The 25,366-nt window shown below is 41.5% G+C and carries 19 protein-coding genes, 17 tRNA genes, 3 pseudogenes and 1 riboswitch; of the genes and pseudogenes, 4 read left to right on the top strand and 35 right to left on the bottom strand.

Annotated features, from left to right (window positions below):
- Window positions 1–21 precede the first annotated feature (21 nt).
- Window positions 22–216 (top strand): hypothetical protein, encoded by a 195-nt coding sequence (locus AC3ZVC_RS24755; protein WP_214728312.1) that lies wholly within the window; start codon window positions 22–24, stop codon window positions 214–216.
- Between the two features lie 83 nt (window positions 217–299).
- On the opposite strand, the pseudogene AC3ZVC_RS24760 reads toward AC3ZVC_RS24755, so the two are convergent.
- Both AC3ZVC_RS24760 and AC3ZVC_RS24765 read right to left on the bottom strand, forming a co-directional pair.
- A pseudogene (locus AC3ZVC_RS24760) lies at window positions 300–1,513 on the bottom strand (homoserine dehydrogenase).
- A gap of 106 nt (window positions 1,514–1,619) precedes the next feature.
- Window positions 1,620–1,724: riboswitch (SAM riboswitch) on the bottom strand.
- Window positions 1,725–1,823: 99 nt separating this feature from the next.
- Window positions 1,824–2,456: an NUDIX hydrolase gene (locus AC3ZVC_RS24765; RefSeq protein WP_490069007.1), complete on the bottom strand. Its 633-nt coding sequence runs from the start codon at window positions 2,454–2,456 to the stop codon at window positions 1,824–1,826.
- A gap of 294 nt (window positions 2,457–2,750) precedes the next feature.
- Between AC3ZVC_RS24765 and AC3ZVC_RS24770 the strand changes: the two genes are divergently transcribed.
- Window positions 2,751–3,590 (top strand): YsnF/AvaK domain-containing protein, encoded by an 840-nt coding sequence (locus AC3ZVC_RS24770; RefSeq protein ID WP_490065691.1) that lies wholly within the window; start codon window positions 2,751–2,753, stop codon window positions 3,588–3,590.
- 213 nt (window positions 3,591–3,803) lie between these two features.
- Here AC3ZVC_RS24770 and yhbH read toward each other — a convergent pair whose 3' ends face one another.
- Window positions 3,804–4,976: a sporulation protein YhbH gene (gene yhbH, locus AC3ZVC_RS24775; protein WP_490065692.1), complete on the bottom strand. Its 1,173-nt coding sequence runs from the start codon at window positions 4,974–4,976 to the stop codon at window positions 3,804–3,806.
- A 332-nt stretch (window positions 4,977–5,308) separates the two neighbouring features.
- Complete coding sequence (locus AC3ZVC_RS24780) at window positions 5,309–5,494, bottom strand: hypothetical protein (RefSeq protein WP_214728304.1); 186 nt, start codon at window positions 5,492–5,494, stop codon at window positions 5,309–5,311.
- A 115-nt stretch (window positions 5,495–5,609) separates the two neighbouring features.
- On the opposite strand from AC3ZVC_RS24780, the gene AC3ZVC_RS24785 reads away from it, so the two are divergent.
- On the top strand, window positions 5,610–5,747 hold the full coding sequence (locus tag AC3ZVC_RS24785; RefSeq protein ID WP_490065693.1) for a hypothetical protein: 138 nt from the start codon (window positions 5,610–5,612) through the stop codon (window positions 5,745–5,747).
- Between the two features lie 295 nt (window positions 5,748–6,042).
- Here AC3ZVC_RS24785 and AC3ZVC_RS24790 read toward each other — a convergent pair.
- The 5 genes and pseudogenes from AC3ZVC_RS24790 to queG all read right to left on the bottom strand — a co-directional run bounded on the left by AC3ZVC_RS24790 (window position 6,043) and on the right by queG (window position 12,135).
- A pseudogene (locus AC3ZVC_RS24790) lies at window positions 6,043–7,937 on the bottom strand (PrkA family serine protein kinase).
- 540 nt (window positions 7,938–8,477) lie between these two features.
- Complete coding sequence (gene nfsA / locus AC3ZVC_RS24795; protein ID WP_490065694.1) at window positions 8,478–9,227, bottom strand: oxygen-insensitive NADPH nitroreductase; 750 nt, start codon at window positions 9,225–9,227, stop codon at window positions 8,478–8,480.
- A 97-nt stretch (window positions 9,228–9,324) separates the two neighbouring features.
- Window positions 9,325–9,798: a tRNA (uridine(34)/cytosine(34)/5-carboxymethylaminomethyluridine(34)-2'-O)-methyltransferase TrmL gene (trmL, locus tag AC3ZVC_RS24800; protein ID WP_490065695.1), complete on the bottom strand. Its 474-nt coding sequence runs from the start codon at window positions 9,796–9,798 to the stop codon at window positions 9,325–9,327.
- A gap of 60 nt (window positions 9,799–9,858) precedes the next feature.
- Complete coding sequence (locus AC3ZVC_RS24805) at window positions 9,859–10,740, bottom strand: amidase domain-containing protein (protein WP_490065696.1); 882 nt, start codon at window positions 10,738–10,740, stop codon at window positions 9,859–9,861.
- A 261-nt stretch (window positions 10,741–11,001) separates the two neighbouring features.
- Window positions 11,002–12,135: a tRNA epoxyqueuosine(34) reductase QueG gene (gene queG / locus AC3ZVC_RS24810; protein ID WP_490065697.1), complete on the bottom strand. Its 1,134-nt coding sequence runs from the start codon at window positions 12,133–12,135 to the stop codon at window positions 11,002–11,004.
- A 107-nt stretch (window positions 12,136–12,242) separates the two neighbouring features.
- Between queG and AC3ZVC_RS24815 the strand changes: the two genes are divergently transcribed.
- Window positions 12,243–12,911, top strand: coding sequence for a B3/B4 domain-containing protein (locus tag AC3ZVC_RS24815; protein WP_490065698.1), 669 nt, complete (start codon window positions 12,243–12,245; stop codon window positions 12,909–12,911).
- A gap of 114 nt (window positions 12,912–13,025) precedes the next feature.
- Here AC3ZVC_RS24815 and AC3ZVC_RS24820 read toward each other — a convergent pair.
- The 26 genes and pseudogenes from AC3ZVC_RS24820 to AC3ZVC_RS24945 form a co-directional block, all read right to left on the bottom strand.
- Window positions 13,026–13,099: transfer RNA gene (locus AC3ZVC_RS24820), tRNA-Gly, on the bottom strand.
- A 142-nt stretch (window positions 13,100–13,241) separates the two neighbouring features.
- Window positions 13,242–14,210: a sugar phosphate isomerase/epimerase family protein gene (locus tag AC3ZVC_RS24825; protein ID WP_490065699.1), complete on the bottom strand. Its 969-nt coding sequence runs from the start codon at window positions 14,208–14,210 to the stop codon at window positions 13,242–13,244.
- A 19-nt stretch (window positions 14,211–14,229) separates the two neighbouring features.
- Window positions 14,230–15,261: a Gfo/Idh/MocA family protein gene (locus tag AC3ZVC_RS24830; protein ID WP_490065700.1), complete on the bottom strand. Its 1,032-nt coding sequence runs from the start codon at window positions 15,259–15,261 to the stop codon at window positions 14,230–14,232.
- Window positions 15,262–15,270: 9 nt separating this feature from the next.
- Window positions 15,271–16,300 (bottom strand): annotated as a pseudogene (locus tag AC3ZVC_RS24835) (Gfo/Idh/MocA family protein).
- A gap of 1 nt (window position 16,301) precedes the next feature.
- Window positions 16,302–17,042 carry a ThuA domain-containing protein gene (locus AC3ZVC_RS24840; protein ID WP_490065701.1) on the bottom strand — a complete coding sequence of 247 codons (741 nt, stop codon included), beginning with the start codon at window positions 17,040–17,042 and terminating at the stop codon, window positions 16,302–16,304.
- Window positions 17,043–17,062: 20 nt separating this feature from the next.
- Complete coding sequence (locus tag AC3ZVC_RS24845) at window positions 17,063–17,794, bottom strand: response regulator transcription factor (protein WP_490065702.1); 732 nt, start codon at window positions 17,792–17,794, stop codon at window positions 17,063–17,065.
- Window positions 17,772–19,586 (bottom strand): sensor histidine kinase, encoded by a 1,815-nt coding sequence (locus tag AC3ZVC_RS24850; protein ID WP_490065703.1) that lies wholly within the window; start codon window positions 19,584–19,586, stop codon window positions 17,772–17,774. Before AC3ZVC_RS24850 ends, AC3ZVC_RS24845 begins: the two co-directional genes overlap by 23 nt.
- 324 nt (window positions 19,587–19,910) lie before the next feature.
- Complete coding sequence (locus AC3ZVC_RS24855) at window positions 19,911–21,197, bottom strand: ABC transporter substrate-binding protein (protein ID WP_490065704.1); 1,287 nt, start codon at window positions 21,195–21,197, stop codon at window positions 19,911–19,913.
- A 72-nt stretch (window positions 21,198–21,269) separates the two neighbouring features.
- Window positions 21,270–22,097: a carbohydrate ABC transporter permease gene (locus AC3ZVC_RS24860; protein WP_490065705.1), complete on the bottom strand. Its 828-nt coding sequence runs from the start codon at window positions 22,095–22,097 to the stop codon at window positions 21,270–21,272.
- Window positions 22,097–23,038, bottom strand: coding sequence for a carbohydrate ABC transporter permease (locus AC3ZVC_RS24865; RefSeq protein ID WP_490065706.1), 942 nt, complete (start codon window positions 23,036–23,038; stop codon window positions 22,097–22,099). The genes AC3ZVC_RS24860 and AC3ZVC_RS24865 overlap by 1 nt, the downstream gene beginning before the upstream one ends.
- A gap of 791 nt (window positions 23,039–23,829) precedes the next feature.
- A tRNA-Leu gene (locus tag AC3ZVC_RS24870) sits at window positions 23,830–23,911 on the bottom strand.
- A gap of 23 nt (window positions 23,912–23,934) precedes the next feature.
- Window positions 23,935–24,023, bottom strand: a tRNA-Leu gene (locus tag AC3ZVC_RS24875).
- A gap of 29 nt (window positions 24,024–24,052) precedes the next feature.
- Window positions 24,053–24,126: transfer RNA gene (locus AC3ZVC_RS24880), tRNA-Cys, on the bottom strand.
- Between the two features lie 19 nt (window positions 24,127–24,145).
- Window positions 24,146–24,220, bottom strand: a tRNA-Gly gene (locus AC3ZVC_RS24885).
- A 4-nt stretch (window positions 24,221–24,224) separates the two neighbouring features.
- A tRNA-Gln gene (locus AC3ZVC_RS24890) sits at window positions 24,225–24,299 on the bottom strand.
- A 61-nt stretch (window positions 24,300–24,360) separates the two neighbouring features.
- Window positions 24,361–24,436, bottom strand: a tRNA-His gene (locus tag AC3ZVC_RS24895).
- 11 nt (window positions 24,437–24,447) lie between these two features.
- Window positions 24,448–24,521 (bottom strand) — tRNA-Trp (locus tag AC3ZVC_RS24900).
- 6 nt (window positions 24,522–24,527) lie between these two features.
- Window positions 24,528–24,611 (bottom strand) — tRNA-Tyr (locus AC3ZVC_RS24905).
- Window positions 24,612–24,654: 43 nt separating this feature from the next.
- Window positions 24,655–24,730: transfer RNA gene (locus tag AC3ZVC_RS24910), tRNA-Thr, on the bottom strand.
- Between the two features lie 9 nt (window positions 24,731–24,739).
- A tRNA-Phe gene (locus AC3ZVC_RS24915) sits at window positions 24,740–24,812 on the bottom strand.
- A gap of 30 nt (window positions 24,813–24,842) precedes the next feature.
- A tRNA-Asp gene (locus tag AC3ZVC_RS24920) sits at window positions 24,843–24,919 on the bottom strand.
- A 3-nt stretch (window positions 24,920–24,922) separates the two neighbouring features.
- Window positions 24,923–24,996: transfer RNA gene (locus tag AC3ZVC_RS24925), tRNA-Met, on the bottom strand.
- An 11-nt stretch (window positions 24,997–25,007) separates the two neighbouring features.
- Window positions 25,008–25,083 (bottom strand) — tRNA-Val (locus tag AC3ZVC_RS24930).
- A gap of 4 nt (window positions 25,084–25,087) precedes the next feature.
- Window positions 25,088–25,162: transfer RNA gene (locus AC3ZVC_RS24935), tRNA-Glu, on the bottom strand.
- A 16-nt stretch (window positions 25,163–25,178) separates the two neighbouring features.
- Window positions 25,179–25,269, bottom strand: a tRNA-Ser gene (locus AC3ZVC_RS24940).
- 3 nt (window positions 25,270–25,272) lie between these two features.
- Window positions 25,273–25,347: transfer RNA gene (locus AC3ZVC_RS24945), tRNA-Asn, on the bottom strand.
- Between the last annotated feature and the right edge of the window lie 19 nt (window positions 25,348–25,366).

The following is a 25,366-nucleotide window of genomic DNA, read 5'->3' on the forward strand; positions in this document are numbered from 1 at the left end:
ATGGAATGGGATGGTGTTACAATGGCAGATAAGAAGAACGTGAAGGTTGCTGATAAGGATTTAAATATTGGTACGAATGTGTCATTAAACGGCCTGGTAACAGCTGTTTTTGATAATATGGTCCATGTCCAGATTGGCGCTAAGATAGTGACGGTTCATGTGAAGGATCTATACTCCGGACTAAATCAGTCTTTATTAAAAAATCAGCAGGCATAACATCCACCATCTCTATAAGTATAATGCAGGAGGGGCAGCCCATAAGCTGCTCCTCCTGTTTGTTTTTTTATGGACTTCACTTCTTATACTGGCTGCAATTCTGCCCGAATTTCAGCAAAGCCATGATCTCCAAGTATTTGATAAGCAACTGCAGTGTTATCGTCCAATGAAGCTACAGCTTCCTCTGAGGCCTTTACAATCACCGCATCCGCTGAAACTCTTCCAAGGATATCAAAGTCTTCAGGCAATTCTGCTTTGTCCGCTTTACCGAACAATGCCCAAACAGGCAAGCCCGCTTCAATCCCTTCAGCATTAAGTTCTTCAAAGACAGCTGGGAAATCATTTGTACCAAGATGAATTAAGTCCTCTACGATGGCACTCGCTGTTGGAAACATTCCCGCTCCAGGCCCTTGGAGGCTTATATTCCCTACTATATCTGCATCAATTGAAACCGCGTTTTGTACCCCTTCAACCCTGTACAAAGGATGGGACTCTCCAACCAATACAGGCTTTACTGTACATTGGACTGCACTTTTTTCCTTCTCAAGAGAAGCCACATGCTTAAACCTTAAGCCCAAAGAAGAAGCAATATTGATTTGCTCGATTGAAATATCGGTAATGCCTATCCTTATTGATTTCTCCCACTCCGGCGCTTTCCCGAATACAAGTTCACTCAGGACGACCGCTTTATAAAAAGCATCGTATCCTTCGATGTCGTTTTCAGGATCGCTTCTGCGTACCCTTTTTCCTGGGCGATTTTTAACGCCGCTTCAAATGAAAGCTTCTCTTCACGCATACTTGTTAGAATAAAATTGGAGGTGCCATTTAGGATGCCTTCAATCCTCTCAATTTTATTGGCATTAAGCAGCTGTTTGAGAGTCTGGATAATGGGAATCCCGCCTCCTACCGTTGCTTCAAAGCCCAATGAGACATTATGCTTTTTTGCCAGCACTTTTAATTCACAACCATGATGCGCAAACATTTCTTTATTTGCTGTTATCACATGGCAGCCTCTTGTAATAGCCTGACGTAAATATGTATAGCCCGGCTCCTTCCCAACAATCGCATCAATCACTACATCAAGCTTTGGAAGATCAATAATTTTTTGAAAATCATCAGTCAGAAGTACGTCCTTTTCAGGTAAAGCATGCTTATCTACATTCTTTACAAGAATGGCAGTGACTTTCACTTCTTTTCCAAGTATTGCTTTAAGCCGTCCCTGATGTTTGTTTATTGTTTCATAAACACCTTTTCCTACTGTGCCAAATCCCAAAAGCCCTACTGATATAGCTGACATAATTGCATTCCCCCTGCTTTAATAATGTGCCTTTATCAACATAAAAAACCCCTTCTGCCCATAACAGACAAGAAGGGGTTTGAATTAACGTACCATTCATTCCGCCTTCTCATCTTCGGAAATTAAATTTCCTCTGAATTTGGCACCGGGCAAATATATGCTGGTTGCCGAGGCTTCATAGGGTCAGTCCCTCCGCCTCTCTTGATAAGAAGTTTTTAAAGTATTTAAATTAATAAGATAAATCATAAACATTTAAATGAGCCGCGTCAACCACTTTTTTAAAAATAGTTTTCATAAAACGCTTTCACTTTTAATTATTCTCACTGGGGGTTTCGCAAATGATTTCAAGGAAATGCTTAAGAATCCTTGCTGTGAGTCCCCAAATGACTTTGTCCTCAAAATAGTAAAATACCTCTTCTATCTTCCGTGTTTGCCAATTATAATTCTCGCCTCCAACAATTAAGTCGAAAGGAAAATTCTCTTCAGGCTCTACCTTAAAATTCACATGGTAAGTTTCGGGCTTAACTTCCTTGAGAAACAAAAGCGGCACAGTAAAGATCTCTTCCACTTCCGCAGGATTAGGCACAATTTGGCCGGGGTTTTTAATAATGCCTGCATAAGGATATATGATTTGCCCAAAAGAAATCATGTAATCCAACGGGGAGATATCTGTGATGCTGTCTTCGCTAATCCCCAGTTCCTCTGATGTCTCACGGACAGCAGTATGTTCTTCATCCCTGTCGCCAGGATCAATTCTTCCTCCCGGAAAACATACCTCACCAGGCTGCCTCCTCATTTTAAGCGAACGCACTTCAAACAGAACATGAATTTCATCATTCATTTCAACCAGCGGAAGCAAAATGGCAAATTTCGAAAACCGCTCACTCCCTAATATAACAGGGGTTCGGACTTTCAGCTTTTTAGCCAGCTTCTCAATCTCCATATATCCACCTCCAGCAGCAAGTTCCAGATAATAGAGTGATATCACTATCATACTGTATTCACCTAGATTTATTAATTCATACGGCTTGTACCTGTTAAATATTCGGGATTCGTTTATATTTTACTTGCATGGAAAAATAGTTTCATGCAGGAAACCATGCCTGCTCAGGCTCTCGCTTAGCCGCCTAAATTAATATTTTTCGTATCGTCCTTGCTCCCTAATCTATTAATAGAGTTTCCCGAGACGCTCTTCCGGGAAAGTCAGAAAAAAACAAGACTATAGGAGTGAGAAAATATGAAGAAAAATATATTAATCGGCGGTTATGATACACAGCATGAGCTCAAAGATGCAATTGAAAGAGCAGAGTCCAACGGGTACCAGAAAGAAAACCTGGTTATTGTTTCAAAAGATGGAGCAAATCTTGAAAGCTTTGCAGACAATTATGGTGTAAACCTAAAAATTGTCGGATCCCAGGAACTGGGCAACCAGCGCTTCCTTGACTCCGTAAAAGCTCTATTTATGGGAGAAGACCCCGCAACGAGTTCGGGAATAGATCCTGATAAAAAAGACGGAACAAGATTTGATGAGCATGACTTGGATAAGTATGCCAGCATGGTTTTTGATGGAAAATATGTCTTAATTGTCGACCACTATGGCACATATCCCGCTGCCCAAAATGAAAGTCAGGCGCAGACAGAGGAACGAGCTGAAGCCTACCGGGAAAGTGCCTCGGCCCGTGAAGAGATGCTTGAGATAAAAGAAGAGCAACTGGATATTAAAAAACTGGCTGAAAAATCAGGTGATGTGGAGGTTACCAAAAAAGTTATCGAGGAACAGCAAAACGTGGATGTTCCTGTCTCACATGAAGAAGCTTTTCTTAAGCGGAGTAAACCGGCAAACACAACCGCAGACGCCCAAAAACCCATAGATGAAGAAGAAACCATCCGTGTGCCGCTGAAAGAAGAAATTCTCCATGTGGAAAAAAAACCAGTGGTGACGGAGGAGATCGTGATTGGGAAAAGAAAGGTCCAGGATACTGAGACAATCACCGAAAAAGTAAAGCATGAAGAAGTAGATATTAAGACCAGTGCTGAAATGAACGCAGATGGCCGATTAAACAGAGACAGGCCGTAAATAGTTTTTCACCCTAATATATCTCGATAATGGGTATATTCATCGATCCAGGGGGCGGCAAAAATAGAATTCTCCTGCTGGCTTAGCATTTGCAGGTATTTTCCTTGGCAGACTAGGAGTCTTTTTCAATGCCATATGGACACATTTTTTATGACCTCGATTAGGGGTCTTTTTTCTGCGAAAATAATAAAAAGAGAGGTTTCCCCCTCTTTTTTACGCATACATCTTCTTTTCATCTTCCTGTTTGAAAAAGCTCTTCATAGCGTGGAATACATCTGCTTTTTGCTTAAGGATATAATATCGGAAATCGTCATTTTTGATGTTTTTATACGCGGACATTAGGGTCGAGTGGCGGTTATACTGGTTGACCTCACCGTATCCAAACATATTGGACACTTTCATCAGGTCTTCCACAAGCTTAACACAACGGGCATTGTCAGAGGTCAGGTTATCACCGTCAGAGAAATGGAACGGATAAATATTATACTTTAGCGGGTTATATTTTGCATCAATAAGTTCAAGCGCTTTTCGGTACGCAGATGAGCAAATCGTTCCGCCGCTTTCCCCCTTGGAGAAGAAGTCCTCCTCTGAGACCACCTTTGCTTCCGTATGGTGGGCAATAAACTCAATTTCTACCGTTTCATACTTGGTTCTCAGGAATCGGGTCATCCAGAAGAAAAAGCTTCTGGCCATATACTTTTCCCATATCCCCATACTTCCGCTCGTATCCATCATAGCAAGAACAACTGCTTTTGAATCGGGCTTTACAATTTCATTCCATGTTTTGAACTTCAGATCTTCCTTATAAATGGGGTGGAATGCTGCCTTCCCGCTCATCGCATTTCTTTTAAATGCGGACATCATTGTTCGTTTCTTATCAATATTGCCCATAAGACCTGTTTTCCGGATATCGTTAAATTCAATGTTTTCCACCAGGTTTTCATCCTGCTCTTTTTTCTTCAAATTAGGCAATTCCAGCTGTTTAAAAAGTGCTTCTTCAATTTCCATTAAAGAAACTTCCGCTTCGAAATAATCCTCGCCTGCCTGGTCGCCTGCTCCCTGCCCTTTTCCGGGTCCTTTTTGGCTGCCGGAACCATCGCGTGCCACTACATCTCCAATCTGGCTTTCTCCATCGCCTTGGCCGACATGTTTGTTTTTATCATAGTTATAACGGATTTTGTATTCGTCCAATGAACGAATTGGTATTTTTACTACTTCCCGCCCATTCGACATTACAATGTTCTCTTCCGTTATTAAATCAGGCAAATTGTTGCGGATTGCTTCTTGAACTTTATCCTGATGACGCTGCTGGTCATCATGGCCTTTGCGATGGAGGGACCAATCTTCTTGGGAGATCACAAACTGATGGTTATTGACATTCGTCATTTAAACCCCTCCTTTAATAATTTAATTTTTCACACATTCCAGCCTTCCAACATACAATATCGCGAGTGTCAAAAAGATACATCATCCCTAAATCTGCAGTCTGCCTGCAATCCAAGACTCATTTCCCTGCCATACTGGCAGCGTCCAAAACCCTTTTAGGCTCCAGCAAAAGAAATGTTTATTACTCTATCTTATGCAAGAAGACAAAATAATTTACAAATAATTTTGACAATAAGACATTAGTAACCTCTTTTGGACAAGCCCTTTTTATAAATAGGTTAGTTCCTTTAGTGAAGTGCTGTTTTTTTTACAATAAGAAAACCTCCGCTTTTTTAGCGGAGGTCTTTATCTTTCTTTTTATTTTGTATAGGGTCTGGGTATTTATCATAATCTTCCTTTAATTCTTTATTGGTGCGCAGGTTTTCCATCTGATTGCCCAGATTCTTCATCTCTTCAACATTCTCTGCCATTGAGCTGTTTCTCGGTGTATAATCTTTGTCCAATTCTTTTTTCTTCATGAATATCACCTCTGGTAGTCTTATTCCCTCCATCAGGCTTCTTTAAACTTCCCCTTGCTTTCGGTCATAAAAAAGGCCAAGTTAAAATATGATTTAACCAAAGGAGGGGACCTAATTGAGTGAATTCCTTTGCTGTGGTTGGTGCGGAGAATTATCCCTATATGATCGGGCTGCTTATATTGAAAACAAGCCAGTTTGTCCCGAATGTCAGGAGAAACGAGAAACTTCCATAGAAAAAGCTGAAGAAGAATGATTAGGAGGCGCTGCAGCCTCTTTTTTATTTGGGGTTTTGAAGAAAAAGTCGTTCTTTTGGCAGCTTTTACAGCAGTTTTTACAAGTTGACCTGCTTTTTTATCTGAATTAAGACTTCTTTGACCGTTATGGCACTCTTTTATACACTCAAGCGAACTGTCATTAATACTTATTTGCAGAATGCATCTTTTTATTTGCAGATTTCCCTATTTGCAGATTCTTAGATTTATTTGCAAATTCCACCAAATATGCTTTCTGCATAAAAAAGCCTGGCGCATTGCCAGGCTTTTTAAAAATTATCGATTCAGCAAGCTTCCAACATAACGCAGTAATTCATTTGCAGATGTTGAGTTATAACCATGCTCATCAATTAATCTTGCTACAACCTCATTAACTTTCTTCAGCTGCTGCTCATCAGGTGTTTTGGAGGATGTTGTAATCTTTACTACATCCTTCAGGTCTGCAAACAGCTTCTTCTGGATGGCTTCACGAAGACGATCATGTGAATTATAATCAAACCGTTTTCCTTTTCTTGCATAAGCGGAAATTCGGATAAGGATTTCCTCTCTGAACGCCTTTTTCGCATTTTCCGAAATTCCAATTTGCTCCTCGATGGAACGCATAAGCTTTTCATCCGGTGAGATTTCCTCGCCTGTTAATGGATCGCGCAGCTTCGCTTTATTACAGTATGCCTCAACATTATCCAGATAGTTTTCCATAAGGGTTTTCGCAGATTCTTCATAAGAGTAGACAAAAGCTTTCTGGACTTCTTTTTTGGCAATATCATCATACTCTTTTCGGGCAAGGGAAATAAAGTTCAAGTATCTTTCTTTAAGTTCAGGAGTGATGGATGGGTGCTGATCCAATCCTTCCTTAAGGGAACGCAATACATCAAGCGCATTAATACTGGTAATATTTTTGCGGATGATCGTAGACGAGATTCGGTTAATAACATAACGCGGATCAATACCGCTCATGCCTTCATCCGAATGCTCTTTTTTCAATTCCTCCACGTCCGCTCTGTTATAGCCTTCTACGCTTTCTCCATCATACAATCGCATCTTCTTCACTAAATCAATATCGCCTTTTTTCGGATCCTTCATCCGGGTTAAGATTGTAAACATCGCTGCAACTCTCAAAGTATGCGGAGCGATATGCACATTGGCAACATCACTTTCGCGAATCATTTTATCGTAAATCTTTTCTTCCTCTGAAACTTTTAGATTATAAGGAACCGGCATGACGATTATCCTGGAATGCAGAGCTTCATTTTTCTTATTTGAAATAAACGAACGGTACTCCGTTTCATTCGTGTGCGCTACAATAAGCTCATCAGCTGAAATTAAGGCAAAACGCCCTGCTTTAAAATTACCTTCCTGTGTTAGAGATAATAAATGCCACAAGAATTTCTCATCGCATTTCAGCATTTCCTGAAATTCCATCATACCGCGGTTTGCCTTGTTCAGCTCCCCATCGAAGCGATATGCTCGAGGATCAGATTCTGATCCATATTCAGCAATGGTTGAAAAGTCAATACTGCCAGTTAAATCGGCAATATCCTGAGATTTTGGATCCGAAGGGCTGAAAGTTCCAATGCCTACCCTGCGGTCCTCAGAGAAAATAATTCTTTCAATCAAAACATCCTCTATGCGGCCGCCATACTCCTGTTCGAGACGCATACTATTCAATGGCGATAAGTTCCCTTCAATTCTGATTCCATATTCATCATGAAAGTCCTTGCGGAGATGATGCGGGATTAAATGAAGCGGATCTCATGCATAGGGCATCCCTTTATAGCATAGACCGCTCCCCTATCAGAATGGGAATATTGCTCCAAACCTCTTTTTAACATTGTCACTAATGTTGATTTACCGCCGCTGACCGGTCCCATTAGTAAAAGTATCCTTTTTCGGACATCCAGGCGCTTGGCAGCCGGATGGAAATATTCCTCCACGAGTCTTTCAAGTGCTTCTTCAAGGCCAAAAAGCTGATTGCTGAAAAACTGATATCGTTTTTGCCCCTTCACTTCTTCTACACCGGCATCTTTTATCATGTTATATACCCGTGAATGTGCTGACTGGGCAACCCATGGCTTCTCTTTAATAATTTCTAAATACTCTCCAAAAGTCCCTTCCCATTTAAGCTTTTCCTCTTCATGTCGATACATCTCAATTTTTTTTAGAATATCCATAAGGACCTCCCCCTGTCGCATTATCAGAGACGATTAATATACTCTATGCGCTTGGGCAAATGAACATGCGTAAATCTGTTGAGAGTTTAGTTTGTTCTTTTTATGGGGGAGGTGTAGGAGGGAGCCGGTCCTTCGATTTTTTTAAAATATACAGCAGCAGTCAAGCTGTTAAAAAAACTCCACACTTTTCATTCACACCAATCCTTTTTTGGGCTATAATAAGCTTATATATTTATGCAGATTAACGGTCAGTAAAACTCCTTTCTATAATTTTAAGAAGATTGATTGACCGTATAGGCCCGATTGGCTAAACTAATCATAAGAAAGGGAAATGCATTTCCTCTTATGGAAGTTTCGCTTTATGCTTGCCTATTAACATATACGTTAAAGGAGGATTACATATACATGGGTACAATTATTATTATCGGTGTAATGGTTGCTTTCCTTGCTGCTATCTTCACTGCTGGATATGACGACAAGCCAGGCGTAAACAACAAATAAGCTGCTGATTATCAGCAGCTTTTTTCTATGGTTTATATTTTACCTTAAATCCATTTTCTTCCCTTGAACAAAATCCTTCATATACATTCTAGTCTGTTTTTCCATCATGCCGCCAATTTGGGCGGTCCAGGTGTCCGTCCTTCTTCCGCCTGTCCGTTCATCATAATACTCGGAAATTATTCTATTATATTCTTCCAGTTCCTTACGGTAGTCTTCTTCATCCTGCTTGTATTCATTTTCATGATAAATGTGCTGAAGAGGAAGCCTTGGCTTTTTTTCATTCTTTTTAGAAGGATAGCCTACAGCCAAGCCAAATAGCGGAATGACGCGCTCAGGTGTTTTTAAAAGATCGGCCACACCCTCAAGGTTATTTCTGATACCGCCAATATAGCAAATCCCCAGCCCCATAGATTCAGCAGCAATAGCAGCATTCTGAGCAGCCAATGCTGCATCTATTACAGCAACCATAAACTTCTCCGTGCTTTCGATTGATGGAATCACATCTTTGTTTTCCATCTGGCCAATTACCTCATGGCGATGCAAATCTGCACAAAAAACAAAGAAGTGTCCATTTTCGGCAACATAGCTTTGATTGTTGGCGAGTTCCGCCAGCTTTGCTTTCTTTTCTTTATCCGTAACCCCAATTATCGAATAGGCTTGTACAAAGCTTGAAGTGGAAGCAGCCTGGGCAGACAGCACGATGGTTTCAATCTGTTCCCTAGTTAAAGATTTATCCTCAAAATGCCGTACTGAACGATGGTCCTTAAGCAAATTGGTAACTTCATTCATTACTTCTCATCCTTTCCATTTGTCATTTTCATTTTACCCAGAAAAGAGAGTTTTCTCCAAAGGAAAAGGCCTGACAGAATTCAGGCCTCGGACAGCTCTATTTTAGATGTAAATATTCCTGCTGGCGCAGCGCTTCATAGATAAGAATGGCTGCTGTGTTTGATAAGTTCAGTGAACGGACATTGTCGTTCATCGGAATTCTTAATGCACGGTCTTTATTGCTTTCAATAACTTCCTTTGGAAGGCCAGTCGTCTCTTTGCCAAAAATAAAATAATAATCTTTTTCCACATTACTATAATCAAATGTGGAATGCGGCTTGGTGCCGTACTTCGTTAAATAGAAGTATTCACCGCCTTCACTGCTTTGATAGAAGTCATCAAGTGAATCATGATACATAATATTTACATACTGCCAATAATCCAATCCGGCACGCTTCAGCATTTTATCATCAGTGGAAAAGCCTAGCGGGCGGATCAAATGCAATGTTGTATCAGTTGCCGCACAAGTACGGGCAATATTTCCTGTGTTAGCCGGAATTTCCGGCTGGTATAATACTACATGCAATGCCACGTTTTTCACCTCTAAATTATACTCTCATGCAATTATATCACTTTGAATTCCTCTGACAAATTACCTGTCATCGGTGATAGTGAAAAATTTGTACTTTATGTTGGGTGTGTATGCAGTTGAGTCTTCATAAGCCCAATAACGCATCCTGCTGTTATAAGTATGGGCATTGACAAGGGGCATCCCTACAGCATCTTTTCCCGTTACAATGGTCGTATGGTCAAACCGCCCGTCTCCCTGAAAATCATAGCAAATGACATCTCCCAATAAGAGCTGATCCGGACTGGAGACCTCTTTTGCCCTTAACCCAGCACTCGAACCCGGAAGATACAATCTCATCGAATTGGCTACCGACCAGCTGAAGCTCCAGTTTTCGCTCCTCATCCACCACCCTTTTCCACGGTTTGGATAACCCCTCATAGGACCACCGCCTACATGAAGGCACTGGGAAATATAATTGGTGCAATCCACCTCGAATTTTTTATATGCGGGATTATAGCTGTTCCACCATTTTTCTGCATATTGCACGGCTTTCATCCGATCATATTTATATTCCAGTCTCTCTTCTTCCTCTTCATTTCCGCAGGTTAATTGCTCTTCTTCGACCCGGATATCTTCAAAAGGATTTATCTCCTTATCCTCGACTAAAACTCCTTTATAAAAGTCAGCTATGCGTTCTTCAATTTCCTCTTCCATATAGAGCATGCCCTTATGTTTAATTAAGTATTTGAAGTGGACATTGTATTCAACCCGCTTAACTTCATCCTTTTCCTCGCCAACTCTTTTAACTTTCCCAGTGGCCTGGGCTTTAACGATTTCCCCTGAGCGTCCAGACAAAGATTCCTTCTTCTTTACAATTTTAGGGCAAGTATGAATTGAATTCCTTGAATGGGAAACGCATTGCTGCACTCTTTTAACTAAAAGTTCCTGAAGCTGGTCTCTCACGCATCTCACTCCTCTCATACTCAATACATATGAAGGCGGTGAATGGACCTTGCTTAAATTTTTGCTTAAATAAACAGTATTTTACTAATAAAATTGCTTTTCTATCAGTCTTTAGCAGATTCTTTGCACATAAAAATTTCCTCTGCACATAGAACCATTTTGTCTGCATATAAAATATTTTCTCTGCGTATAATAGAATTTCTCTGCGCATAGCTATTCCAAGGTAAAAACACAAAAAAGAGGAGGTAAAAAACCCCCTCATCATTGTCCGATATAGCTTAAGCCTTTTTCGATTTCTTCAAGAACTTCTTCATCTTTTTCCTGCTGTAAAGCTAGTTCCAGGGCGGAAAGAGATTCTTCACCGCCGATTTTCCCCAGTGCCCAGGCAGCCGTTCCCCTGATTACTGGCCGCGGGTCGGATGTCATAACACTAATCAAGTCACCGATTGCTGTTTCATCTTTATAATGGGCCAAAGCAATAATTGCATTTCGCTGTATTGGCTTCTTCCCTCTCCAGGAGCCTGAAACAGGTCCGAACTTTTCTTTGAATTCACGGTTACTGATGAAAAGCAGCGGTCTTAAAAGCGGTTTGGCAACTTCCGGATCGGGCTCCATTTCTTCATGAAAATGAAAGTCCTTGCCTTTATTTTCAGGGCAAACCGTTTGGCAGGTATCACAGCCATAAAGCCTGTTCCCCAGCTTCTCTCTATAAGGCTCGGGAAGAAAGCCTTTCGTTTGCGTTAAGAAAGCAATACACTTCTGTGCATCTAGCTGCCCACCTTGGATTAAAGCCCCCGTCGGGCACACCTCGACACATTTATTACAGCTGCCGCATCTATCCTCCATTGGCTCGTCAGGTTCAAACGGAAGGTTCGTAATCATTTCTCCCAGGTAAACATACGAACCAAATTCTGGTGTAATAATGGAACAGTTTTTCCCGCTCCACCCAATGCCAGCTCGCTGTGCAACTGCTCTATCCACCAGCTCACCTGTATCTACCATTGATTTGCAGATCGATTCAGGAACCCGTGCTTGAATAAATTCTTCAAGCTTTTGGAGGCGGTCTCTCAGTACATGGTGGTAGTCTTTGCCCCACGAAGCCCGGCAAAAGATCCCTCTTCTCTCACCTTTTTTGCTGACAACTCTTACTTTCATTTTTGAAGGATAGGCAAGTGCAATCGAGATAATCGATCTAGGCTTGTCCACCAAAAGCCCCGGATTCACCCTCTTCTCAATATCAGGCTCTTCAAATCCTGATTGATACTGAAGCTCCTGCTGGCGAATTAGCCTGTTTTTCATCTCACCGAAAGTGCTCGCCGATGTAAAACCGATTTTATCAATCCCGATTGTTTTACTATACTCAATTACTTCCTGTTTCAATTGAGCAAAGTCCATATTAAAACCCCCCTTCTATGGAAATTTATATATTTAAAAGGTCATTGTTTATAGGAACATCGCTTATTATGATAAACTATTTTAAAGTAAATTTGGAGGTGGAATGCTTGGAAATTACAATTTCTCCTGAGTTGTGCGGACTATTTCCGCATTTTAAAATCGGTATTATTACATATACAAATATAGAAGTCGGACAATCTCCGCAAATGGTAAAAGGCCGTCTCCAGCTGTTCCAGGAATCTATCTATTTTGATTTAGAGGAAAAAAACGTCACGGATCTGGAGGGCATTAAAGAATGGAGACAGATCTTCAAGACAGCCGGAAAGGATCCTAACCGCTACCGCCATTCTGCTGAAGCATTGTACCGAAGAATAAAAAAGCAGAATTATCTGCAGCCAGTCAATAGCTCTATAGATATTAACAACTTCTTCTCATTGGAATATCAAATTCCGATTGGCGTTTATGATGCAGACAAGCTTACTGGTAATTTATCTATCAGGCTTGGCAAAGATGGCGAAGAATATAACGGTTTAAATGGGAGACCCAATTCACTGACCAATTTAATTATTAGTGAAGATGCAGCGGGTCCCTTTGGGAGCCCATTCGTCGACTCTGAAAGAACAGCAGTGACAGAACAAACAAAAAATGCCGTCCAAATCGTCTATTTGCGCCATTCACTTGAAACCGGGCAAGCTGAGAAAATGGTTGAATCATTGATGAACATGTACACACAAGTCCATGGGGGCGAAGGGAACTTTAAGATAATCGGGTGCTAAAAGCACCCTTTTATTTCGACAAAATTCGGGTGGTACCTGGTACCGGATAATAGCCAAAATTGAAAAAACGCAATACCTCGTTCTTTTCGAACGAAACACTGCGTTGGCTATGTATGGAGCGGGTGAAGGGAATCGAACCCTCATCATCAGCTTGGAAGGCTGAGGTTTTACCACTAAACTACACCCGCATTGTATTAAGTTTAAGCACTTTGTCGAATCAACTATTTAATTGTACTAAATTCACCAGAAAGGGTCAACCCTAATCGAGAAATTTGTCGAAAAAAGCGCCGGAGAGGTTTTTTAATTTCCTCCCCAGCCATCAAAAAATGTTTACACCCACCACATGGAAGCCGGCTGCTCTTCTATTAAGATCGATTGTAAATTCATAACTGCCCGTGTAAATCCTTCTTCAATCGACATAAGCGGATCTTCATGTTCAATGCTTACAGCATAATCATAGCCAAAGGTCCGTAAAGCACTCATCATATCTGACCATTCCTGAAGGCTGTGTCCGCATCCTACTGACCGGAATGTCCACGCTCTTGTCTGCACATTGCCATATGGCTGCATATCCGTTAAGCCATACATATTTACATTTTCACGGTCAATATAGGTGTCCTTTGCGTGGAAGTGGTGGATAGCATTTTCTTTCCCCAATATTTTTATGGCTGCAACAGGATCGATTCCCTGCCACCATAAGTGGCTAGGGTCCAGATTAGCCCCGATTGCCTCACAGGTTTCTTCCCTTAATTTCAAAAGCGTATAAGGTGTATGCACAAGAAAACCGCCGTGGAGCTCCAGCCCAATTTTAACATTATGCTCCTTGGCAAACCGGCCGGCTTTTTTCCAGTAAGGAATGAGCTTTTCTTCCCATTGCCATTTTAATACCTCTCCATATTCATTCGGCCATGGTGCAACAGGCCAATTCGGATGCTTGGCATCTTCCCCATCACCTGCTGTTCCGGAAAAACAATTTACAACCGGAACATTCATCAAGCTTGCCAGTTTGATGGTATCATATAACACTCTGTCTGATTCCTCTGCAAAAGCTTTATCAGGTGAAATAGGATTGCCATGGCAGCTGAATGCGCTGATTTCCAGTCCTCTGGACGTAACCTTTTCCAAATAATCTTGACGAAGGACTTCACTTTTCAAAAGCTCCTGCAGATTGCAATGAGCATTTCCGGGATAAGCACCCGTTCCGATTTCAACTGTTTTCAGACCCGCGGCCTTCACATGATCAAGCATATCCTCAAAGTTTTTTTCCGCAAATAAAACTGTAAATACACCCAGCTTCACAAGTGTCCCCTCCTGCTTCTTAAAATTTTTCTCTTTTTCCACTGCTTTTATAGATTGCATCGATTATTCTTGTTGTCTGTAAAGCTTCTTCAGCTTTAACTGTAAACTCTTCCCTGCCCATACAGGCATTAATAAAATTCTGCGTTTGTGCCAGAGAGTAGTCTCCCTCCCCAGGCAGCCATTCTGGGAGGGTGTTGAGGAGCATCCCATGCTTGGATTGGTTCATCCTGAATGGAAACACATCGATTCCTCCATGCTCTCCTGAAAGGCTGACACTTTCTTCATCGCTTTCAATATTGGCTGACCAGGAGGTTTCAAAAATCAGAGATGCACCATTTTTAAATTTTATGTAGGCTGTCACATGGTCATCAACATTAAAGGTTTTATGGTCAAAGCTGCCCCATAGATTGACCTGGTCAGGCATTTTGCTTAACGTATTATAAGCTGACCCTATTACTTCTGTTTCTGCAGGATTTCCCATTAGCCAAAGCGAGAGATCCAAAAGATGGCACCCATAATCAATCAAACTTCCGCCACCCTGCAGTTCCTTGTTCGTAAAAACACCCCAGCCCGGCACCTTCCGTCTTCTCATAGCCCTTGCCCTCGCAACAAATGGCCGGCCAATTTCATGTGCAAGAATGAGCTTTTTAGAGGCTTGTGCTTCTTTCATAAATCGGTAATGATAAGCAATAGCCAGGATCTTTCCGGACATGTTCCTAGCTTCAACCATTTTTTCGCATTCTTCTGATGACATTGCCATCGGCTTTTCACAAAGTACATGCTGTCCAGCTTCCAGTGCAGCAACTGTAATCTCAGAGTGAAACTTATTCGGAGTACAAATGACCACTGCATCTGTTTCACTGAACATGTCCTTATAATTTGTAAAAGACTTTTCAATGCCGAATTGGCTTGCAGCTCTTTTTGCTGTTTCTTTATTCACATCGCATACAGCCGTAATAGTTATGATGTCAGAAAATTTCAAAAAGGCAGGAATGTGCCTGGATTGGGCAATACCGCCAGCTCCGATGATCCCTATCCGCAATTTCCTCATGAGTGCACCTCAATTAACTTTGACGATTTGTTTGGTCTCGCTGGATTCTAGGGCAGCAAGAATAACCTCAAGCGATTTCATTCCTTCTGAACCTGGAATGGCAGGTTCTTGATCATTTACAATACAATCCACAAAATGGTCGATTACTCCTGATCTCCTTTTGGCCGCCTTCGTCATTTGTCTGGATTCCGCCAAGCTCATACTTTACAGTTTCACCGTTCGCATATTGCACAATAAGAGAATTTATTGGGTCATCTTCTAATCTTAAAATCGCTTTTTCTCCATAAATGACCGTTGAGTTGTCTTCCTTGGAAACATAGGACCAGCTTGCCGCCAAAGTGCCAATTACACCGCTTTCTGTTTTCAATACACATGCAGCAGTGTCATCTACATCGGCATTTTTCTTTGCACTCGTTTCCACAAAGGCTCCGACCTCAGCAAACTCTTCTCCAAGTACATAGCGAAGCAAATCCGTTTTATGAACCCCAAGGTCACCCATTGCGCCAATGAAAGCCTGATTCTTTTTGAAAAACCAGCTATCTTTGCCATCCGCACTCCATCCCTCAGGGCCGCCATGGCCAAAAGCTGTCCGGAAGCTGTAGATTTTTCCGGCTTCGCCTCTTTCAATTAGTTCTTTTGCCTTTTTATGTGAAGGTACGAACCGCTGGTTGTGTGCAATCATTAGTTTTTTTTCATTTTTATGGGCTGCTTCAATCATTTCCAACGCCTCTTCCTTTGAGGTAGCCATTGGTTTTTCGCATAAAACATGTTTCCCTGCATTAAGTGCCGCAACTGAAATCGGAGCATGCAGATAATTCGGGGTACACACGCTGACAGCATCCACATCAGCATCAGCAAGCAATTCTTTATAGTCGGTGTACCCTTTTGCCTGGTATAATTCAGCAAACCCCTGTGCTCGTTCTTCTGCAATGTCACAAACCGCCGCAATGACTGTCCCGCTGTTTGCATGATATTCAGGCATATGGCGATGCTTCGCAATACTTCCGCAGCCAATAATCCCTATTCTGATTTTTTCCATCTTATTTCTTCACTCCTTCACACTTCGCACTGATTTTCTCCAATGGTTTTGCGTTTCCATAAACCGGTGTCGGAAGACCGGCAGGCTTAGCCCACTGAACAGCGTTTCTAATGACTTGCTGAATGTCCTTATGATAATAAGTTGGGTACGTTTCATGCCCTGGGCGGAAATAAAATATCTTTCCCTTACCCCTTTTATATGTACATCCGCTCCTGAAGACCTCACCGCCTTCAAACCAGCTTACCATTACAAGTTCATCAGGAGCAGGAATATCAAAATGCTCCCCGTACATTTCTTCTCGTTCAAGCTCAATATACTCTCCCAATCCTGCAGCAATCGGGTGGCTCGGGTCGACAATCCAAATCCGTTCCTTTTCATCTGCTTCCCTCCACTTTAAGTCACAAGAGGTTCCCATTAACGTTTTAAAGATTTTTGAGAAATGCCCTGAATGAAGAACAACCAGCCCCATTCCTTCAAGCACTCGTTGTTTCACCTTTTCAACGATGGAATCTTCCACTTCCCCATGGGCGAGATGGCCCCACCAAATCATTACGTCAGTTTCCTTTAAAACATCGTCAGTAATTCCATGCTCGGGCTCATCCAATGTTGCAGTACTAAGCTTATATCCGTCATTTTTTAAAAAGCCGGCAATCGCACCGTGAATTCCATCCGGATACACGGCTCTTACCTTTTCATCCTTCTTCTCATGGCGGTTCTCATTCCAAACTAACACGTTAACCATGGTTACTCCTCCTTCTGTTATCAAACAAGTGAGCTTCTATATTCATTCGGCGAAATTCCTGCTGTCTTTTTAAACACCTTGCTAAAATATTTTTCATCCTGATAGCCGACTTGAAAAGCAACTTCATAGATTTTAAGCTTTGGATTCTGCAATAAGTCTTTCGCCTTTTCCATGCGGATATTTGTTATAAAATCGGTGATGGTAGCCTGGTACTCCTGTTTAAACTTTCTTGAAATATACTCTCTGCTTAAATAAAAACGATCCGCAATTTCCTGAAGAGTAAAATCTTTGTTGTAGCTTTCCAGCAAAAATTCTTCTATTTGCTGCATGACATTCTTTTCTCCGTATTGCACCGCCTGAGGTATTCCCGGACAACTTTGCTGGTTCCATTCCGTAACAGCTCTCTCCAATGTTTCGTTTAAAACCTCTGGATCGATTGGCTTTAGGATGTAATCAAAGCTTTTATAGCAGATGGCGTTTCTCATGTATTCAAAATCATCATATCCGCTGACTACAATGGTCTTGCTGGGAATTTCCGAAGAATGGATCCATTTTAAAAGACTGATTCCATCTCTTTTCGGCATTCTCATATCTGTAAAAATAATTTCCGGTCGATGCTCGCTAATGAGCTTCACGGCCTCATTTCCATCCACTGCTTCTATGATTGTTTTAATGCCAAAACGCTCCCACTCTGCTAAAAGCATTAACCCTTCACGTACATGCTTTTCATCATCCACGATAATCGCTTTCATCTAGACCACCTTCCATCCATTTTGGAAGTTTAATAGAAACTATAAGTCCACCTTGCTCGAGGTTCTTTATCTGAAGAAATGCACGGTCGCCATAATACAGCTTTAAGCGGACATACACATTTTTCAAGCCAATATTCGTTTCCTCACCCTTTTGTCCTATCCGATCATTCATAAGGTTTCTGTGGATTTCATCAAGCCTGGTTTCTGAAACACCTATCCCATTATCACTCACAAAAATATCCAGAAAAAACTCATCCTGCCTGCAGGCAATTTTTATCTCACCTGATTTTTCCCGCGAATCAAAGCCATGCTTGAAGTAATTTTCAACAATTGGCTGCAGAATCATTTTAGGTACCGGAATCTTCATAGCCTCTTCATCAAGCTCAAAGGAGAATTGCAGCTGATCTCCAAACCGCTCTTTTTGGAGCAGAAGATAAGCTTTGGTATGCTCAATCTCTTTTAAAAGCGGTACCATATCTTCTTCCATATTCATGCTATATCTCATGATTTTAGATAGGTGGGTAACTGACGAATAAATCTGTGGAACCTGATTTTTTAAGGCAGCAGTGCCGATTGACTGCAGTGCGTTATATAAAAAGTGCGGATTCACCTGAGACTGCAAAACCTTTAGCTGATTCGTTTTATTTTCCAATTGCAATTTATACTCCCGGTTAATCAAATCATTAATTTTATCGATCATGTGTTTAAACCGGTCACCGAGATAACCAATCTCATCGTTTCCAATAGATTTAAAATGGACCTTCAGATTGCCCTTTTCTACCTGTTCAATATATTGAAGAAGTACTCTGATCGGAGAAGTTATTTTAAAAGAGATAAATAATGTAGCAAGAATGACGAGAAGAAGCCCAACGGCTCCAAACATAATATTGATTTTGGCTACACTAAAGGCACTTTCATATAAGGTTGTATACGGAACTCTCTTTACGAGGTACCAGCCGCCAGAATTTTTTGACAGTTGATCGTAAACCATAACACCGTTGAATGAACCTTCTTTCCATTCAACTGTTCCTTTTTCTTTGTCCGTCTTTATTACCCAATCAATCCATTTAGGCTTATTGGCTCCCCCCTCACTATCATCATTGGAGCGGTATATCAATTCTCCTTCTTGTGATACAATATAAAATTCCTCATTTCCTTTAGTATAAAGGTTGCGGCTAATATTATTGATTTGGTCCGGTGAAAATTCCAGCGAAATGTAAGCCAGGACTTCATCTGATGGGATATTGGTCAGTGAACGGTGGAGGGTGATGACATTTTTAGGCTTTTTATCCTCCGGTTCCTTAATCTTATGAATAGGTTCAAGATACATATTGCTTGGGCTGTCTTTTGCCTTTACATAATACTCCTGATTAATGTTCGTCAGCTTTCTTGAAAAGATAACAGTAGAACGCTTGGAAGCAGTAATGAGCCGATCTTCCTTTGCTACAGCAATATTTACTCGTTTTATATTTTCTTCTGCATACAGAATGGTTGAAATCACATTTCTTGTTGCATCTACAGCCTGATAATTGTTTTCTTTCTGGGGATCTCTTATAAAATTAATAAAACCCGGATTATTATAAAGAGATAGCGTTAATCCGTTCAGTTCATTTATGTAGCTTTCAAGGTTCACCTTTCCCTGGTACAATAAATTGCTATTTTCCTTAATGGCCTGATTTTTCAGCGATTCTGTCGTATGGAAATACGTGATCACAATAGATGCCCCAAATGGCACAATTGTTGCAATCAGCAACAGAATAATCAATTTATTTCTAATGCTCCCCTTAAACATTTACATCCCCCGCTGCTTTGTTGTCTTTACAATAGTATAAAGGGAACTGTATCAGACAGATATGTTTTTTTAGTAATAGATACAATAGAAAGCATATCTGCAGCAGACATGCTTTCTTTTTTTATTGGCTCTGTTAAATTGGCCTGTTGATTTCCGCTGCAGGCACTCCCTTTCCGCGGGCGGTCCGACGCTCCTCGTCGCTTTGCTCCTGTGGGGTCTCCCTTTGATCCGCACTCCCGCAGGAGTCTCGTGCCTTCCGCTCCAATCAACAGGGTGCTAAAAAACAACATTAACCTTTAACAGAGCCTTTTTATTAAAACCAAGTTATTTCAGGTTATCCCATGAAGCCTGGAACCTCTCCAGAACAGTATCATAATCAATTTTACCTGCAGCATATTCCTGGATGGTTGCGGCAAACTCTTTGTTAGCCCCATCAGGCCATCTGAACCAAGTCCAAGGAATCGTTTTATCCTCCTTCGAATATTCAAGAATGGATTGGCCAAGTGGTCCTAAACCGTTAGGCTCAATATTGTCGAAGGCAGGAATGAAGGCAAATTCTTCTGTGATATAACGTTTTCCTGTTTCAGATGATACCATCCAATCAAGGAATAGTTTTGCTTCTTCAAGATGCTCTGAATTTTTATTAAGTACCCAGTTATTAGGAACTCCAACAGGCAAACGGTCCGCTGCTGCTTCATCATCGCTTAATGGAATCGGCAGGAAGCCCATATTAATATCAGGATTAATTTCAGTAATCATATTCTCTGTCCAGTTTCCTTGCTGCAGCATTGCCGTTTTACCTGAAGCAAATAATGTAACTTGCGTATTGTAATCAGTAGTTAATGGGTTGTCATTTCCGAAGTTGATTTCTGTATCCATTACTTCTTTAAATTCTTTAAATTTGTCATTGCCCGTAATCTTTTCAGATCCGCTATATAAACCTTCGATATAAGCAACCGGATCTTCCTGCTGTGCAAATGGAATATTTAATAAGTGCTGCCCGATTACCCACCATTCGCCATAGCCGGCAGAGAAAGGCGTAATCCCTTTATCTTCTAGTTTCTTAGCTGCATCCTTAAGCTCGGAAATCGTGTTAGGAGGCTCTTTAATTCCCGCTTCTTCAAATAAATCTTTATTATAAATAAATCCATAACCTTCAAGGTTTACCGGCATACCGTAAAGCTTGCCATCTGTATCTGTCATTGGCACTTTTCCGATTGGAAGCACGTGCTCTGCCCATGGCTCATTTGAAAGATCAGCAAGATGCTCTTTCCAGAGTTCCAGCTCTTTAAATCCTCCATTGTTAAAAATATCAGGATGTTCGCCCGAAGCAAATTTCGCTTTTAAAGCTGCACTATAGTCTGCTCCGCCGCCAACAGTCTCAAGCTTAACTTTAATATTTGGATGTTCTTTTTCAAACTCAGTAATCATTTCCTGAAGCTGTTCGGCAATTTCAACTTTAAATTGGAACATATTCAGTGTTACAACCTCATCCTCATTTTTTGAATCACCCTTTGCCTTTTCGTCCCCTGAAGAGCTTGAAGAAGAACAGCCTGCAATAATGCCTGCCGCCAAAATCAATGACAGCAATAGAAGAGCAAAGCGTTTCATATTTGTTTCCCCCCTGAATAATTTTTATATAAATTTTTACCGATTCGTGTTTAGCGGCAAAAATCTCTACAACTACTTAATAGAACCTGAAGCAATGCCTTTAATAATATGCTTCTGCAGAAACAAGAAGAAAATAATAACCGGTGTAATGCCCATTACAAGAGCGGCCAGCCCCATATCCCACTGCTTCGTGTATTGTGCAAAGAATGAGCTTGTTGCCAATGGGATCGTACGAAGTTCTGCATCCTGCAGCACAAGCAGCGGCAATAAGTAATCATTCCAAATCCACAATGTATTTAATATCACGACTGTTACCGTAATTGGCTTTAAGAGCGGAAAAACAATCCTCCAGAAGACACCAAATTGGCTGCAGCCGTCAATCTTTGCTGATTCTTCAATTTCAATGGGAACTGTTTTTATAAATCCGTGATAAAGAAATAAAGATAACGGGACACCAAAGCCAAAATACATAATGATTAATCCCGGAATACTATTTGTCAGATTTAATGCACCGCCCAGCTTCATCAGCGGAATCATAACCGTCTGAAACGGAATGACCATAGCAGACACAAAGAATACAAACAGAATTTTGCTGAGTTTCCCCGGAGTCCGAACCATTTTCCAGGCAGCCATTGAGCTAATGACAACAAGGCCGATATTGCTGATTACCGTAATTATAAGCGAATTCCAGAAGGCCTGCGGAAAATTAATAATATCCCATACCTTTACGTAATTTGAAAAAAGAAATTCTTTTGGCCAAGCCGCCGCATCGATCAGAATATCAGCGAAGCCTTTTACGGAATTAACGAGAACGAAGTAGAAAGGAATGAGGAAAATAACACCTAATACAATTCCGATCATTTCAAGAAGAAACGTATACTTCGTGTATTTTGGGTTCATTATGCCTCAACCTCCCTCTTTTTCGTCATCATAACCTGGACAGTTGTAAAGATCGCAACAACCAGGAAGAATAAAATTGATTTCGCTGTGCCCAGGCCGTACCGGTTATTTTGGAATGCTTCCTGGTAGATGTTAATCGCAACTGATTGTGTTGAATTAAATGGACCTCCGCCAGTAAGCGAAATATTCAGGTCAAATATTTTAAATGCCATCGAAATAGTTAAGAAGAAACAGATTGTAAATGCCGGCAAAATAAGCGGGATGATGATTTTGGTCAGCAGTGTCCAATTTGATGCTCCGTCTATCCTCGCTGCCTCTAAGAGATTTTGATCAACCCCCTGAAGAGCCGCAATATAAATGACCATCATATAACCGCTGATCTGCCAGGCAAACACAATCACAATTCCCCAAAAGGCAGTGGTCTCATCACCGAGCCAAGGCAGCTTAAAAATTGAAAGCTCAGTAAGGTTTCCAATTGCAGCAAACCCCTTTACAAAAATAAACTGCCAAATGAAACCGAGCAATAAACCGCCAATGACATTCGGAATAAAGAAAACAGTCCGCAATAAATTCCGCGACTTCAATGCTGCATTTAATAATAAAGCCAGTCCAAATCCTATTAAATTACTAATAATAACCGAAGCAAGCATAAACTTTGTTGTAAAAATAAATGAATCAAAGAACTTGGGATCATTCTTAAAAATCTTAAGATAATTTTCAAGTCCTACCCATTCAACTACAGAACTTACACCATTCCAGGAAGTAAAGGAATAATAAATCCCCATTGAAAAAGGAATAATTTGAATCAGAAGGAAAAATAACAACGCCGGCCCCACAAAAGCCCCATATGTTAAAATCCCCTTTAACTTCGTCTTTTTCCTGGATACTGTTCTTACCTCTGATTGAATAACTGGTTCTTCAATCTGAATCTTTGTCTCCAATCCTTTTCACCGCCCCCTCTGCTCTTGCAAACGCTTTCCTATATTATATTTGAAAACGTTTGCATATATGGGTGACTTAATTGACCAAAATAGTGCAATATTTTGACTTCTGTTTTAGATATGGGAAAAGCTCTCATCGGGGTGAGAGCTTTGTCTTGTAAATTTAGGGTGTATCTCATAAAATAAATCTAACTTGAACAAAGGATGTGAATTATGTTTTTAAAGCCCCGTTATGAAACAGATGAATTGATGATGCTTCGATATTTAAGTGGACGAATGCATTTGAATTCAAAGGATTATAGTCATTATCTTAACTTAGAAAATCTTAACTTAGAAAAAGGTTTTGATGGGGAAAAGCAGTTTGACAAGTGGCTGGACTTCCCACTTTGCTGAGTACGGGCACGATTGCCGCTCTTTCGTTCCCTTTCTCATCCATTTTGCTGAGTGCGGACACGATTGAAGCCCTTTCGTTCCCTTTCTCTTCCCGTCCTCTGAATCGAGATACCTTGTTTACTTCATGCAGCAGCAGCCCTTATACTAGGACAAGTATAGGAATCATTTAATTTCATTGTTATTCCTTAAATAACTAAGGGTTCCGAACCACTCAGAACCCATTCGAAACCACCTTCCGAACTGTTCAGAATCTAATGCAAGTACATCCATTTTAATAACTTGGTAAAAACACCTCTAAAATTATCATCGATTATAGACTATCTAATTTTCTTCCATTATAAAAAATTAAATAGCACAAAAAAAACGGTTTTCCATTAAGGAAAACCGTTTTTTCATGATACCGGTGGTCGGGGTCGAACCGACACTCCAGAAGGAACACGATTTTGAGTCGTGCGCGTCTGCCAATTCCGCCACACCGGCATATTAAAATGTAGAAAATCTTGTGGTGCCGAGGACCGGAATCGAACCGGTACGGTAGTCACCTACCGCAGGATTTTAAGTCCTGTGCGTCTGCCAGTTCCGCCACCCCGGCGTATATCAGCGTTTCAAGATTTAAATTTGTGGAGGCGGCAACCGGATTCGAACCGGTGGTAAAGGTTTTGCAGACCTCTGCCTTACCACTTGGCTATGCCGCCATAAAGTTTAAAGTTCATCTGGAGCGGAAGACGGGATTCGAACCCGCGACCCCCACCTTGGCAAGGTGATGTTCTACCACTGAACTACTTCCGCAAAATGGCTGGGCTAGCAGGATTCGAACCTGCGAGTGACGGAGTCAAAGTCCGGTGCCTTACCGCTTGGCTATAGCCCATTGATAATTTCATGTTACATATATATGAGTTTGCTGCTTGTTTAATCACTTTAAAATATTATGGGGCGACTGATGGGAATCGAACCCACGAGTGTCGGAGCCACAATCCGATGCGTTAACCACTTCGCCACAGCCGCCATTATAATATTGGCAGGGGTAGTAGGAATCGAACCCACATCAAAGGTTTTGGAGACCTTCGTTTTACCATTAAACTATACCCCTATTAAATGGTGGAGGGGGGCAGATTCGAACTGCCGAACCCGAAGGAGCGGATTTACAGTCCGCCGCGTTTAGCCACTTCGCTACCCCTCCGCTATATTTATTAACCTTATAAGTATATTACTTTATAAGAAAATGGTGCCGGCTAGAGGACTTGAACCCCCAACCTACTGATTACAAGTCAGTTGCTCTACCAATTGAGCTAAACCGGCTTATAAAGGTGGCTCAGGACGGAATCGAACCGCCGACACAAGGATTTTCAGTCCTTTGCTCTACCGACTGAGCTACTGAGCCATATTTTTTTAACTAAATTACTAATAAAAATGGCGGTCCGGACGGGACTCGAACCCGCGACCTCCTGCGTGACAGGCAGGCATTCTAACCAACTGAACTACCGGACCAGATTGCGGGGGCAGGATTTGAACCTGCGACCTTCGGGTTATGAGCCCGACGAGCTACCGGACTGCTCCACCCCGCGATAATGTTATATGGTGGAGGATGACGGGATCGAACCGCCGACCCTCTGCTTGTAAGGCAGATGCTCTCCCAGCTGAGCTAATCCTCCAAAATGGTGACCCCTACGGGATTCGAACCCGTGTTACCGCCGTGAAAGGGCGGTGTCTTAACCGCTTGACCAAGGGGCCAATATGATATTTATAATGGCGGAGAGCAAGGGATTTGAACCCTTGATACGCGGTTAGCGTATACACGATTTCCAATCGTGCTCCTTCGGCCACTCGGACAGCTCTCCATATGGCTCCGCAGGTAGGATTCGAACCTACGACCGTTCGGTTAACAGCCGAATGCTCTACCACTGAGCTACTGCGGAATAGTGGTATATTGAAACA

It is taken from the genome of Cytobacillus sp. C11.1, from assembly GCF_058145115.1.